Source organism: Paenibacillus sp. MMO-58 (assembly GCF_037146255.1).
Lineage (GTDB): Bacteria > Bacillota > Bacilli > Paenibacillales > Paenibacillaceae > Pristimantibacillus.
In genome coordinates this window covers 1-14,313 of the sequence record NZ_JBBCVY010000017.1, presented here as the reverse complement: position 1 = coordinate 14,313, position 14,313 = coordinate 1, and the positions used below count along the sequence as shown (strand labels likewise).

General features: G+C 50.1%; 9 protein-coding genes and 1 rRNA gene. 9 read left to right on the top strand and 1 reads right to left on the bottom strand.

What is annotated here, in order from left to right:
• The first annotated feature begins 100 nt into the window (after window positions 1-100).
• Window positions 101-319 (top strand): hypothetical protein, encoded by a 219-nt coding sequence (locus WFJ73_RS30175; protein ID WP_116393576.1) that lies wholly within the window; start codon window positions 101-103, stop codon window positions 317-319.
• A 192-nt stretch (window positions 320-511) separates the two neighbouring features.
• Window positions 512-1,117 carry a DUF2087 domain-containing protein gene (locus WFJ73_RS30170; protein ID WP_336776593.1) on the top strand — a complete coding sequence of 202 codons (606 nt, stop codon included), beginning with the start codon at window positions 512-514 and terminating at the stop codon, window positions 1,115-1,117.
• Between the two features lie 241 nt (window positions 1,118-1,358).
• On the opposite strand, the gene WFJ73_RS30165 is transcribed toward WFJ73_RS30170, so the two are convergent.
• Window positions 1,359-2,327 (bottom strand): sugar phosphate isomerase/epimerase family protein, encoded by a 969-nt coding sequence (locus tag WFJ73_RS30165; RefSeq protein WP_116393574.1) that lies wholly within the window; start codon window positions 2,325-2,327, stop codon window positions 1,359-1,361.
• 387 nt (window positions 2,328-2,714) lie between these two features.
• Between WFJ73_RS30165 and WFJ73_RS30160 the strand changes: the two genes are divergently transcribed.
• From WFJ73_RS30160 to WFJ73_RS30130, 7 genes are all read left to right on the top strand, one after another.
• A complete protein-coding gene (locus WFJ73_RS30160; protein WP_336776592.1) occupies window positions 2,715-3,830 on the top strand; it encodes a S1C family serine protease in 1,116 nt (371 codons plus the stop codon).
• 37 nt (window positions 3,831-3,867) lie between these two features.
• The gene (locus WFJ73_RS30155) at window positions 3,868-5,772 is read left to right on the top strand and encodes a copper amine oxidase N-terminal domain-containing protein (protein WP_336776591.1); all 1,905 of its coding nucleotides are present in this window, start codon (window positions 3,868-3,870) and stop codon (window positions 5,770-5,772) included.
• A 139-nt stretch (window positions 5,773-5,911) separates the two neighbouring features.
• Window positions 5,912-8,437 carry a U32 family peptidase gene (locus tag WFJ73_RS30150; RefSeq protein WP_336776590.1) on the top strand — a complete coding sequence of 842 codons (2,526 nt, stop codon included), beginning with the start codon at window positions 5,912-5,914 and terminating at the stop codon, window positions 8,435-8,437.
• A 14-nt stretch (window positions 8,438-8,451) separates the two neighbouring features.
• On the top strand, window positions 8,452-9,156 hold the full coding sequence (locus tag WFJ73_RS30145) for a heptaprenylglyceryl phosphate synthase (RefSeq protein WP_336776589.1): 705 nt from the start codon (window positions 8,452-8,454) through the stop codon (window positions 9,154-9,156).
• 200 nt (window positions 9,157-9,356) lie between these two features.
• Window positions 9,357-11,720, top strand: a complete 2,364-nt coding sequence (gene pcrA, locus WFJ73_RS30140; RefSeq protein WP_336776588.1) for a DNA helicase PcrA — start codon at window positions 9,357-9,359, stop codon at window positions 11,718-11,720.
• 25 nt (window positions 11,721-11,745) lie between these two features.
• Window positions 11,746-13,779, top strand: a complete 2,034-nt coding sequence (ligA, locus tag WFJ73_RS30135; RefSeq protein ID WP_336776587.1) for an NAD-dependent DNA ligase LigA — start codon at window positions 11,746-11,748, stop codon at window positions 13,777-13,779.
• A gap of 351 nt (window positions 13,780-14,130) precedes the next feature.
• Window positions 14,131-14,313: ribosomal RNA gene (locus WFJ73_RS30130) — 16S ribosomal RNA — on the top strand; the annotation flags it as partial.

The window sequence follows — 14,313 nt, the reverse complement described above, 5'->3', positions numbered from 1 at the left end:
ACAAACTTGTTACGAAATCTGAATCGGACTTGCATGATTTGCCACTTGAAGATAACATAGAAGTAATATAGGCTACGTGCGAATAAAAGGGGGTCACTCGATGTTTTTGGCAGCAGAGGAAGCAGCTAAATCCACCAGCAACATCAATACATTTGACTGGTTCATGCTTGCGTTCACCATTTTAATCTTGATTGGCTTTGTACGTTTAGTAAAAGCTCGCCCTAAGAAAAATGTATTTGCAATCGGATTCACTACGATAGCGTTGCTTTTGTTTCTTTACATAGACTACATTATGATTTTTAAAGTTTGGATGGCATAAATACAAGGCCTGCCGGTTTGCCGGCAGGCTTTATACATTTATAAGCGCCAGCTCATGATCCGAGAGGAAAATGGGCTGGCGCTTTTTGATTTGCCAATTGACATTTGCTAGGTGATCCATTAATATCTTATTTAATAATCATCTAATTAGATAATCATTAAATTAGTTGAATGAAGGGAAGTGAAGATTTTCATGCAATTAGATAAGGTAGTGAACTACCATAAAGCATTAGCGGATCCGACACGTATTCGGCTTCTGATTTTACTGGCGGACGGAGAACTCAACGGGCAGGTCTTGGCGGAGAAGCTTGGCGTAACGCCGGCTACCGTTACTCACCACGCGGCGAAGCTTCGTGAAGCAAGTTTAATTAATGAACGGAGAGAGAAGAACACTATTTACTTCTCGCTCAATGACTACTTTATCAAGAGCGGCTCTAACGCTGCGGCTAATCTGATTTATCGGACATCTCAACAGAAAGGAGGAGAAGAACAAATGAACGAGGAATTTGAGCGTGTAAGGCAGTCCGTGATCAAGAACTTCTTCGCTGCTACGGGTCAACTGAAGTCTATTCCGGCTCAGCTTAAGAAGAAGCTTATCGTACTCGAGTATATGGTCTCCAAGCTGGAAAAGGGGCGTAAATACACGGAGAAGGAGCTCAACGAATTCATCAAAGGTTTCCACCAGGATTTCGCGACCATCCGCCGTGAATTTATCATGCATCAATTCATGTTCCGGGAGAACGAAATTTACGAGCTTAACCCCCAGGAGATGTGGGCGAAGTGGGAGACGTTATCCTAGTATCTTTATCGCATGTAAAAACAGCCTGCCCGGCATAAGCCAGGCAGGCTGTTTTACTGCTCATTTCTTTAATTCGGCGGTTTTTGAGTGAGCGGAGCGAAAGTATGTTTCTGGAGAAACGGAGTGTTCGCCTTTGGCCGAAGATTTCAACCGCTGAGCGGTTAATTCAAAGAAATCATCGGCCAACAGCGATCGGAAGAAACATACTTTCGCGCAGCGAATATCACTTAACCAATCCGAATTATACCCACCACATATCTCCAACAGGCTCTTTAATCAGAACTTGCTGCAGGTTTTGAACAGCTTTCGAGAAGCCTTCTTCAACGGACATCAGGCCGTCTTCATGCTCGATGCTGACAACGTAGTCGTAGCCAACGAGACGCAGCGTGCTGATGATGTCTGCCCATGTTTTCAGATCGTGACCAAAGCCAACGGAGCGGAACTGCCAAGCGCGGTCCAGCATCAGTGTGTAAGACTGCATGTCCGTTACGCCGTGTTTGTTCACGTTGTTGAAGTCAATGGAAGTATCCTTCGCATGGAAGTGATGGATCGCGTTTTCGCGGCCCAGGATTTTGATTGCTTCAACAGGGTCAATGCCTTGCCACCACATATGGGATGGGTCAAGGTTAGCGCCAATCGCTTTGCCTGCAGCTTCACGAAGACGAAGCAGAGTAGCAGGGGTATGAACAGAGAAGCCGCCGTGCAGCTCCAGGCCGATTTTAACGCCGTTTTGCTCAGCGATACCGCCGATTTCAGACCAATATGGAATAACTTTTTTCTCCCATTGCCAAGCGAGGATTTCTTGGAAATCGTTTGGCCATGGAGCAACCGGCCAGTTCGGATATTTTGCATCCTCATGGTCGCCAGGGCAGCCGGAGAAGGTGTTTACAACCGGTACTTCAAGGCGGTTAGCCAGCTCGATTGTTTTACGGATAATCGCGTCGTCTGCGCTGGAAATCGCTTTTTGCGGGTGAAGCGGGTTAGCATGGCAGCTCAGTGCGCTGATAATCAGTCCGCGCGAATCTACCGCTTGTTTAAACGCTTTCAATTTGCCTGCGTCAGCAAGCAATGTATCTGGATCGCAATGCGCGTTGCCAGGGTAGCCGCCTGTACCAAGCTCTACCGCTTCAAGACCTTTGGCAGCGATATAGTCGAGTGCTTCTTCAAATGGTTTTTGCGAGAAAAGTACGGCAAATACGCCTAATTTCATTATTATTACCTCCTAAGGTTTGGCTGTCCCTATTATAGCATTCTAGCAGTGCGTATACCTCATTTTTACGAAAGAAAAACCAAAATCGCATACAAACTAGGCAATTCAAATGAAAGCAATCTCCCCGCGCGGCAAGATAACGCATTCCGCTTGCGTTAGGTCTCAAAAAACACGTCGAATTTATTGAAATATGAGACTTCCGTTTGTCGTTTTTTTGGATATTTAATCGTTATGAAAAAAGATGTTTATCTCGCCTATTTATTTACTTATTATAAAGGTTTTTATCTTACAAATTCTTCTTGTTGTATAGTACTTTGGCATGATACATTTAGAACGTGTTTCTATAAATGGATTCTCGTTTTTGATTGGATCTGGGAGAGTGATAGAATGAAACGTAGTATGCTTCGCGCAGGCGCCATCGTCCTAACGGGAGGGCTGTTGGTAGCCGGTTCAGCGTTTGCAGCGGGAACGGCAACAAGCCCCGGAACAATGAAAATGAGCGCGACCAAGATTAACGGAGAGGTATACGTCAAGGCATCGTCGCTGACGAGTACTTTGGGAGGTGCGGGAACGTACGACGCATCAACCAAGACTTATACCTATACTCCTCCGGCAGATGTACCGTCTGTCGTCAGCAAAGTCTCTCCTTCCGTTGTAGGAATCATCGGCAAGCCGACGGACGGCGGCGACCAGCGTTATGTTCTGGCACATGGGACAGGCGTTATCATGAAAGCGGACGGCTGGATTCTGACCAATGCCCATGTTGTAAAAGACTTGACCAACATTACGGTTGTAACCGCGGACGGCAAGCAATATAGCGGGAAAAGAAGCAATGTCGACGAAGTAAGCGACCTGGCGCTTGTCAAAATCAATGCGACCAAGCTGCCGGTAGCGAAGTTTGCGGCATCGCCGCTGCAAGCAAAAGTCGGCGAGACGGTTATTGCAATCGGCACGCCCGTCTCTTTCTCGCTTCGCAACACGGCAACAACCGGCGTGCTTAGCGGCATGAACCGCTCGGTATCCTCGTACTACCGTCTGCTGCAGACGGATGCCGCGATTAATCCGGGGAATAGCGGCGGACCACTTGTGAATATGAAAGGCGAAGTGATCGGCATCAATTCCATGAAATTCGTGGATGAAGGCATCGATAACATGGGCTTCTCGATTCCGGTCGATACCGTGTCCTACGTAACGGGACATTTCTTCAAGTACGGCTACGTGAAGCGTTCCTCCCTGGGAATAGGGCTGGAAGAGAGCTACGCGGCTATCGTTGGTCTGCCAACCGATGACGGTTTAACCGTTACTTCTGTCAAATCGGATTCGGCCAAGAAGCTTGGCATTCAGGTTGGGGATGTGCTGTATTCCGTAGCAGGCCATCAGATTTCTTCTATTGTAGAAGTTAATGAGCTATTGAAATCGTATTTACCCGGCCAACAGATTGAAGTAACAATGATGATGGATGGCGATTTGGTTACCCGTAAACTGACGCTAACAACGGCTTAATCTTTTATTCCGTTATAAAATAGGGAGAGTAGAGAGAATGAAGATGAAACGATTTATGTTTATGCTGTTAGCGGTATTGCTGGTCGTAACGATTGTGCCGGCAGCGACTTTTGCAGCAGACTCTGCGAGCGGTAACGTAGAAATCCGCCTCAAAACAAACAGCTCGACCGTTACGATTAACGGGAAACAATCAACTGTACAGGCCCCTTTTGAAAAAGCAGGAACAACCATGGTGCCGCTTAGCATTATCACGAAAGCTTTTGGCGCTAAGCTGAAGCTGCAAGACAACAAAATTATCACGCTGACTTATAACAATAAAACCGTGGTCGTAACGATTGGCAGCAAAACCGTAAAAGTAAACGGCAAGGACCAGACGGTTGCGGTTGCTCCAGTTGTAATCAAAGGTACAACGATGGTGCCAGTACGCGTAATCGTTGAAGCCTTTGGCGCGAAGATCGGCAAAGATAAGAAGACCAATGAAATCGTAATCACCGGCACTATTGCTCAATCCGGCACTAGTAATTCGGGCGGCGGTTCGACTAACCTGGACCCTGACTATGGCAAAACCAAATTCGGCGACAGCTACTACGGCTGGACGATGAACTATCCGCCAGGGCTTGTGCTTGTTCAACAAAGCGATGACGGAACCTATGCGGAATGGGGCAGCACAACCAGCAAATCCAGCGTCATTGTATCGACGGAGCATTCGTCGGATGTTCTGACCAGCAGTGAAATCCGCGATAAAATTACCGTGGACTGGATGTACAGCGATGAGGTAGTCGTCGACAAACGGAGCATTACGGTGAATGGCCAAAGCTTCGAGAAAATCGTAACAAGATCATCGAAGCAAGGAATGCTGTTTGAATACCGCGCTACGCAAAAAGGCGAAACGCTTTATTTCGTAATGGTAGGCGTAGTTGGAACCGAAAAGACTGCCCTTGATCCGTATCAGTCGTTGTTGGACAGCTTTATGCCATCCTTCAACAAAGCGGATAACGCGATTAAAGATATCACCAAAGTTAAAGATGGCCTTATGTCCATCAATAACAAAGAATTTGGACTTTCGCTTAAGCTTCCGGCAGGATGGTACGGCGTGAAGGACAGCTCGAACCCTCAGTACGTAAGCGAGAACGGATACTTCTCTTTCAGCATCTCTTCGCTTCAGGCACAGGACACGGCTGATCAATGGCTTGCCCGCGTACAAAAGCAGATTCACGATGATTTCCTGCCGAATTATATTAAAAACGAGAAGACTTCTTCTATTGTTATGAAGGATGGCAATGCTCTCGTCCTGTCTTATGAGTTCAGCTATGATCAAAAAATCTGGTATACGGCTAATGAAGTATTCCTGGTTGTAGGCAGCTACCGTTATGATCTTAACTTTAATTATGACTCGAAGCTTGGCGCTCAAGGCGATGCATTGTTCAAGTCTACGATGGCAACGGTAGACGTTGACACGGCTTACGTTGAGAAGAATTATGGCCAAATCGAAGACGAGTACGATAACATCGACCGTACGAAAGTGAACACGAAAAAGAGCAGCACTTACGGATACTCTGTAGATTTGCCTGCTTATTGGTTCGGTATTGATACCGATTTTAACAAAGACAATGTGGGATACAGCAATAACTACGGTCATATGTTCATTCAGGTATATGAAGACGTTGACAAGGCATCAGCCAGCGTCGCGTTCCAAAAAGGATTAAAAGAAGACGGTTATAATGTTTCCGAAGTATCGACAACCTTTATTAACGGAAATACGGTTCAAACCTTGGAAATCAAGGGTGAACTGGTGCAAGGCATTCCGGTAACCGAGAAGCTGTATTTCTTTGAGAATAAAGGAAATACAATCATCTTCCAATTCGGCGTTAACGAAGCTAATGCGACGCCTAGCCAATTAAATGAGTATAATGCGGTTCTGCAATCCGTTAAGTTTTTTTAAACAATAACCAAGAAGCCGGTTCTCATCGAAGAGAATCGGCTTCTTTTCTCTTCCCTGCCAGTATTGGGTGGTGGCATCTGCTGCCGCGGTTTGATAAACTAGTAAGTAGCAGGTTTACAAATGGAGGAATGAATGTCGAATGACAATTGATATAAAACGAGAGGATATCGAGCTGCTGGCTCCTGCCGGCGACTGGGATTGCATGCGCGCAGCAGTGGCCAACGGCGCGGATGCCATTTTTTTTGGTGTAGAGAAGTTTAATGCCCGCGCACGCGCAAACAATTTCCGGAGCGAAGAACTGCCGGAGATTATGGCGTTTCTTCATACCTATGGCGTAAAAGGTTTCCTGACCTTTAATATTCTCGTATTTGAGGACGAGCTTCGCGATGCGAAGCAATTGATAGAAATGTGTATTAATGCCGGCGTAGATGCGGTAATCGTGCAGGACTTGGGTCTTGTGAAAATGATCCGCGAGCTATCTCCGGATTTCCCGATCCACGGCTCGACGCAAATGACGATTACATCGCCTGAGGCTGTGGAATTCACGAAGCCTTTTGGCATGGAACGCGTCGTTCTTGGCCGTGAGAATAACCTGAAGCAAATTCAAAAGATCGGCGAGCAGGCGAAGCTTCCGATGGAAGTATTCGTGCATGGCGCGCTCTGCGTATCCTACTCGGGCCAATGCTTGACATCGGAAATGTGGGGAGGCCGTTCCGCGAACCGCGGCGAATGCGCGCAGGCATGCCGCCTTCCTTACGATTTAATGGTAGACGGCGAGCATAAGCCGATGGGGGATGTCGCTTACTTATTATCTCCGAAAGACCTGGCGGCTATCGACCTCATTCCGGAATTGATTCAAGCCGGCGTAACTTCTTTTAAAATTGAAGGCCGTCTGAAAAGCCCGGAATATGTAGCTAACGTAGTGAGCAAATACCGCCGTGCGATTGACAGCTATTTTGCCGGTGATCTTACGGGTCCTTCGAAAGAGGAAGTCCGTGAGCTGCAGCAAAGCTTCTCCCGCGGCTTCACCCATGGCTTCCTGAAAGGGACAAACAACAAGCAGCTGGTAGACGGCACCTTCCCGAAAAGCCGCGGCGTTTATCTGGGCCGCGTCGAACGGATTTTGCGCGATGCGGTAACGATCCGCCTGGAAGCTCCGCTGAAGCGCGGTGACGGTATCGTATTTGACGCTGGCGATCCAACGAAGAAGGAAGAAGGCGGACGCGTCTACGATCTGCGCCGTCATGGCCAGAAGATCGAAGGCGAAGCGCAGGAAGGAACTCTTCTTGAACTGGTTGCCGGACGTAATGACGTAGACCTGCGCAAAGTCCATGTTGGCGATAAGATCTGGAAGACGAATGACCCTGCCCTCGACAAGCGTCTTCGCACAACGTTCGAGATCGAGAAGCCATACCGCGTATTCCCTCTGCATTTGAAAGTATCGGGTGTTGTTGGCGAACCGCTTCGCACTTGGTGGACGGATGTACAGAAGGGGATCACCGTAGAGGTTGAATCCGAGCTGATGCTGGAACAGGCGAATAAACGTCCCATGGACGCTGTGCTGCTCGAGGACCAGCTTGGCCGCCTTGGCGGCTCGCTCTATCAGTTGGACCAACTGGAGGTTGCGCTTGAGGGCGATGTTATCGTACCCGTACGCGAACTGAACCGGATGCGCCGTGAAGCGGTCGAGAAGCTGACAGGCGAACGTCCGAAACCGCCGGTATACGTGAAGCATATGATCGATCCGCTTGACGATGCGCCGAACGCAGTCGCAAAAGCCAAGCCATCCAAGCAGCAGGTATCCGATCCGAAATTGACGGCACTCTGCCGCAATCTGGAGCAGGTGGAAGCGGCTGTCCAAATGGATGTCGAGATGATTTATGCCGACTTTGAATTTATTAAGCAGTTCCCTGCGGCAATTGAAGTGGCTAGACGCGCAGGCAAGCCGATTGCGCTGGCTACGCCGCGTATTCATATGCCGGGAGAGAACGGCTACCATGCGAATATATTGAAGCTCCAGCCGGATGCCGTGCTAATCCGCAATACGGGTGCTTTGTACTACTACCTGCGCGCGCGCGCGGAGAACCCGGGCAAGCCGTTTCCTAAGCTGATCGGCGATTTCTCGCTTAACGTAGCGAATCACAAAGCCGTTGAGGTATTTGCGGAAGCCGGTCTGGATCTGATTACACCATCTTACGACCTGAATATTCAGCAGATGGTCGATATGCTAGAGCAGTCCGACACAACGCGTCTGGAAGTCGTGATTCAGCAGCATCTGCCGATGTTCCATACCGAACATTGCGTCTACTGCACGTTTATGAGCGAAGGTACCGACTATACGAACTGCGGACGTCCTTGCGAGGATCACCGCGCATCCCTGCAGGACCGGATTGGCATGTCCCATCCGGTACGCGTAGACGAGGGCTGCCGCAATACGGTATATAACGCGATCGAGCAATCGGGCGCCGAATATATCCGCAACTTCATGGAGCTTGGCGTACCTTCCTACCGCGTTGAGTTCTTGGAAGAGACCGCGGATAAAGTACGCGAAGTGCTTGGCTTGTACCGTGACGCGCTGGACGGCCGCATTAGCGGCACAAAAGTATGGAAAACGTTAAAAGCAACGAATCAGCTCGGCGTTACGCGCGGGCAGCTTGTGAAATAAGGAGAACCGCCTTTATGAGTGGAGCATGGTACAGCGGCTGGAGACATGTGTTCAAATTAGATCCGGAGAAGGAAATTTCGGATGAGGCTTTAGACGCCATCTGTATGTCCGGAACCGATGCGATCATAGTTGGCGGCTCCAGCGGCGTTACGTTTGAAAATACGGTTGACCTCATGGCGCGCATCCGCCGCTATGAGGTTGATTGCGCCCTCGAGGTTTCGACCGTCGACGGGGCCGTTCCCGGCTTTGACGGTTATTTTGTCCCGATTGTGCTCAATACGGACAAGTCGGAATGGATTATTGGCCGGCAGATCGAAGGGCTTAAGGAATACGGTTCTTTTGTACCGTGGGAAGAGACCGCTTCGCAGGGCTATATTATCCTCAACGGCGAAGCGACGGCCGCTGCTGTAACAGGCGCCGACACAGAGCTGGACGAGACGTCTTTGGTAGCCCATGTCCGCATGGGGGCGAGGCTGATGCATCTTCCGGTTATTTATATCGAGTATAGCGGCCGATTTGGCGATATGGCCTTGGTCCGCGCAGCGAAGGAAGCGGCTCATGGGGCGCAGCTCTTTTACGGCGGAGGCATTCATAATACCGATACCGCCGAGCAGGCTGCCCGCGTTGCCGATACGATTGTGGTTGGAAACATCATCTACACAGATCTGGAAGCGGCGCTGTCGACGGTTGAGGCTGTCCGTGCCGCAGCACGGGGATAAATGTACAAAGCTTGCGGAAGCAAGATGAAGACAGAAGCTTTTCCAAGAGATGCAAGGCATCGCAGAGCTATTCCGAGAGCGTAATGATAAGCTTTAGGAATAGCTTTTTATTTGCAAATTGACACATTCCTGGCTGTTGTCTACACTATCAGTAAGACGCGAACAAATGCGAACAGAACTTATAAATAAGGAGTACATTTATGTTTAATCCGATAAATATTGATCAAGCCGTACAGAAGCTGAACCCTCCTCAGAGGGATGCCGTTCAAGCGACGGATGGACCATTGCTTATCATGGCGGGAGCGGGATCCGGCAAGACCCGCGTGCTTACTCACCGTATTGCTTATTTAATCGAGAAGAAGCGGGTTGCGCCGTGGAGCATTCTGGCCATTACCTTTACCAATAAAGCGGCAAGGGAGATGCAAGCGAGGGTAGCGGCGCTCATTGGCCCTTCCGGTCAGGATATTTGGGTCTCTACCTTCCACTCCATGTGCGTTCGGATTCTCCGCAGAGATATCGACCGTATCGGCTTTACCTCCAACTTCTCGATTCTGGATTCCGCAGACCAGCTGTCGGTTATCCGCAATTGCATGAAAGAGCTTAATATCGACGTGAAAAAGTTTGAGCCGAAAGCCGTGCAGGCTGAAATCAGCGGCGCGAAGAACGAGCTGATTACGCCGGAGCGCTATGAGCAGAAGACAGGCGACTATTTTACCGATATTGTGGCGAAAGTATTTAAGATGTACCAGAAGCGGCTGAAGAGCAACAACTCGCTGGACTTTGACGATCTGATCATGACAACGATTCAGCTGTTCAAGGAAATGCCGGAAGTGCTCGAGTTCTACCAAAACAAATTCCGCTATATCCATGTGGATGAGTATCAGGATACGAACCGCGCGCAATACATGCTTTGCCGCATGCTGGCTGACAAGCATCATAATATTTGCGTTGTCGGCGACAGCGACCAGTCGATCTACCGTTGGCGCGGAGCGGACATTACGAACATCCTGAACTTTGAGGATGACTATCCGGAAGCACGTACCATTATGCTCGAGCAGAACTACCGTTCGACGGCCAACATTCTGGAAGCGGCAAATGCCGTCATCAAGCTGAACACGGGCCGCAAGCCGAAGAAGCTGTGGACCGACCAGGGAGAAGGCGACATGATTACCTTGTATCAGGCCGACTCCGAGCATGATGAAGGGTATTTCGTAACCGGCACGATCAGCAAAAACGTGAAAAACGGCCGCAGGTACGATGACCATGCGATTCTATACCGCACCAACGCCCAGTCCCGCGTAATCGAGGAAATTCTGATTAAGTCCGACATTCCGTATCAGATTGTCGGCGGCATCAAGTTCTATGACCGCAAAGAGATCAAGGATTTGCTTGCTTACCTCAGATTAATCTCCAATCCGGACGACGATATCAGCTTGCAGCGGATCATTAACGTTCCGAAGCGGGGAATCGGCGATACGACGGTAGCGAAGCTGGCGGAGGAAGCCGTTCGTCAAGGAACGTCTATTTTTAACGTGCTTGGCAATCTGCAAGGGATAGATCTGAATGCCCGCGCACAGGGTCTGCTGCACGAATTCAAGGATATGATCGATAATTTAACGCAGATGGTCGACTATCTGTCCGTAACCGAGCTGACGGAGAAAGTCTTGGAGATGTCGCAATACCGCATTGAATTGCAGCGCGAGAAGACACTTGAGTCGACTGCCCGCCTCGAAAACATCGACGAGTTCCTGTCCGTTACGATGGACTTCGAGAAGCGCAACGAAGACAAGACGTTAGTCGCTTTCCTGACGGATCTTGCCCTGATCGCGGATATTGATTCAATGGACAAAGACGATGACGGAAAACCGGCGGACAACAATTCCGTTGTTCTCATGACGATGCATAGCGCGAAAGGCCTGGAGTTCCCGGTTGTCTTTATTATCGGGATGGAGGAGAGCATCTTCCCTCACAGCCGTGCGTTGAACGATAACGAAGAGCTCGAAGAAGAACGCCGCCTTGCTTACGTAGGGATTACCCGAGCGGAGAAGCAGCTCTACCTGACCTGCGCCCGCAGCCGGACTCTCTTCGGCCGCATTAGCGCCAACCTGCCTTCGCGTTTCCTGCAGGAAGTGCCGGACAACGTGAAGATGCTGGCTTCGCCCGGCGGTACGATTGGCCGCTCCGGCAGCTTTGCCGGCGGCGCAAGCCGCTCCAGCTTTGGTAGCAGCAGCGGTAGCGGCGCCAGCTTTGGCGCAGGGCGCGCGCCATCCTTCGGCGCGTCCGGCGCCGGAGCCCGCACCCCGGGACCATCGGGGGCGGGAGTGCGCGTGAGCACACCGCTAGACGCGGCCGCGAAAGCGGCGGCTACCGCCGGAACGGCCGCGGGGAATGCCGCGGACCGGAACTTTGTTGCCGGCGACAAGGTTGCGCACGGCAAATGGGGCGAAGGCGTCATCGTTTCCGTCAAAGGGACGGGCAACGATATGGAGCTGCAAATCGCTTTCCCTGCGCCGGTTGGCGTCAAACGGCTTTTGGCCGGATTTGCACCAATAACAAAAGTCTAAATGGATGGAAGGATGGGACCCTCCCATGGAAAACCAGACGGCAACGCCTGAGCAGTTGACCCGCATGCAAGAGCTGGCGGCGCAAATTTCCGCCCATAATTATTCGTATTACACGCTTGACCAGCCCACTATTAATGACGCGGACTACGACAAGCTGTACGACGAGCTGGTAGCGCTGGAAGCGGCTACTGGCGTTGTACTGCCCGATTCGCCTACGCAGCGTGTTGGAGGAGAACTGCTCAAAGGCTTTGAGCCCCACCGTCACCGGGCCCGCTTATGGAGTCTCGACAAGGCGCAGGATACCGAAGATCTCCTGGCTTGGAATCAGCGGGTACTTAAAGCGATTAATGACTATAACGCGAAGCATCCGGAAGAGGAGCCTCTTCCGCAGCCCAATTATGTCATTGAGCTGAAATTCGACGGTTTAACCCTTAACCTGACCTATGAGAATGGCCAGCTTATCCAGGCATCCACCCGCGGCAACGGAACCGTAGGCGAGGGAATTCTGGCTCAGGTGAAGACCATTCGTTCCGTACCGCTGACTATTCCTTTCAGAGACGGAATTATCGAAGTGCAAGGGGAAGGCATTATGAACCTTTCCGTTCTCGAGCGATATAACCAGACGGCGGCAGAACCGCTCAAGAATGCCCGCAATGCAGCTGCTGGCGCGCTCCGTAACCTGAATCCGAAAACAACGGCGGAGCGTAAGCTGAATGCTTTCTTTTATAATGTTGGGTTTGCGGAAGGAGTTTCGTTCTCGAACCATCGGGAGATGCAGCAGTTTTTGAAGGATAACTTGTTCAAAGTGAATCCTTATGCTTTGTATTTCAATTCCATTGAAGAAGTGCAGGAAGAATTGCTGCGGATTGCCGAGAAGCGCCTGGAGTTCGACTTCCTGATCGATGGTGCTGTCGTGAAACTTACCGATATGCGAACGCGCGAGGCGCTTGGCTATACGGATAAGTTCCCGCGCTGGGCGGTGGCCTTCAAGTTTGAGGCGGAAGAAGCGGCAACGGTGCTGGAGTCTGTCTCCTGGGAAGTTGGCCGTACGGGCAAAATCACGCCGGTAGCAAGGGTTGAAGCAGTTGAGCTTGCAGGAGTTACGGTACAGAACTGTACGCTTAACAATATCGGAGACATTGAGCGGAAGAACCTGAAGTATGCCTTGGGCACGCTTGTATCCATCCGCCGCTCGAACGACGTAATACCAGAAATATTAGGCAAAATAGACGAGGAGCCCGGACAGGAGATTGTCTTCCCAACCGTATGTCCCGCCTGCGGTACGGAGCTTGAGCAGCGCGGAGCGCATCTGTTCTGTAATAACAAGCTGGGCTGCCGCCCGCAAATTATCGGGCGAATCACCCATTTCTCCTCCCGCGATGCCATGGATATTGAAGCCTTCAGCGTAATGACGGCAGAGCAGCTGTATGCGGACTGCAATGTTCATGATCCGGCGGATCTTTATGCGCTTGGTTATGATGATTTGATTAAGCTGGACCGTTTCGGCGACAAAAAAGCGCGCAAGCTGCTGGATGCCATCGAAAAATCGAAAGACCGCGATCTTGCGGCCTTCCTCTTTGCCCTGGGAATTCCGAACACGGGGAAAGCAACTACCAAAATGCTTGCCGACCACTACGGAAGCCTTGATGCCGTTATGTCGGCAACGGCAGAAGAGCTTGTGGGACTGCAGGATGTCGGCGCCATTGTAGCGGACAGTATCGTGAGCTATTTTGCAGATCCGGTTATCGCTGCAAGCATAGCCCGTATGCGCGAGCTTGGCGTAAAAGCCGAAGCCGAGCAGCCGGTTGTTGTTCGCCAGGACAGTATCTTCAGCGGCAAGACCGTTGTATTAACGGGAACCTTGTCGAAAATGTCGCGGGATGAGGCAACCAAGAAGCTTGAAGCCTTTGGCGCCAAAATCAGCGGCAGCGTCTCGAAAAAGACGGATTTCGTTATTGCGGGCGAGAGCGCAGGCAGCAAGCTGACCAAGGCCCGTGATCTTGGAATTACCGTGATAGAGGATGAAGACGAATTGCTCCGCTTATTAGGTGAAGCTTAAGTTTTTATAGCATGCTAGTGCGCCGCAGGTCTTTGGGAAAAGGCTTGCGGCGTTTAATTTATGAAGCGAAAGGTAATCGAAAGGTAAATGTCATTTATTACAAGTTGTATTTCAAAATCAGACATGGTATATTACTTCTTGTCGCTTCGGAAGACACGACATCAATAGCGAAACACATCGAAGTAAATAAAAATGTGAAACAAGCTGTTGACAAAGAATGAAGAAGCTGATAACATAACATCTTGTCACGACAAATTGTGACAAACAAGTTCCTTGAAAACTGAACAAATGAATCACGTCGATTCAAACAAGTTTTAAATAGCTAGTTAAGTAATGAGCAAGTCAAACACTTTAATGGAGAGTTTGATCCTGGCTCAGGACGAACGCTGGCGGCGTGCCTAATACATGCAAGTCGAGCGGATCTTACCTTCGGGTAAGGTTAGCGGCGGACGGGTGAGTAACACGTGGGTAACCTGCCCATAAGACTGGGATAACATTCGGAAACGAATGCTAATACCGGATACGCGAAACGGT